The 337-nt window shown below is 54.0% G+C and carries 1 protein-coding gene; it reads left to right on the forward strand.

Annotation, left to right across the window (positions count from 1 at the left end):
* Positions 1–45: 45 nt before the first annotated feature.
* Positions 46–337, forward strand: a 292-nt coding sequence (locus KDM89_RS20870; protein ID WP_212689748.1) for a GNAT family N-acetyltransferase, incomplete at its 3' end; no start/stop codon positions are given.

Genomic DNA, 337 nt, shown 5'->3' on the forward strand with positions numbered 1-337 from the left:
CCGGCCAAATGGATCATTTAAATTGAATGCCCACCGGAGCTGCCGATGCATGACATGTCTTCTCATGATTTTTCACAAGTACGTTTGAGCACAGCGCGGCTGGAATTACGCCCTATGCAGATGGCGGATACCGACGCGTTGTTTGCGATGTGTGCTGACGCCGAGTTTGTGCGTTACTGGAGCGAACCGGCCTGGCAGCACACAGAGCAGGCGGAGCGTCGCATCCAGCGTGATCTGGATGCCCTGCCCCGCGGTGAGTACCTGAATCTGTCATTGGTACGCAAACAGGATGGGGTCTGGCTGGGTAACTGTTGTTTGTTCAGTTTCCTATGGAAAT

Source organism: Cognatundibacterium luofuense (assembly GCF_018139685.1).
GTDB classification, from domain to species: Bacteria; Pseudomonadota; Gammaproteobacteria; order Burkholderiales; family Burkholderiaceae_D; genus Undibacterium; species Undibacterium luofuense.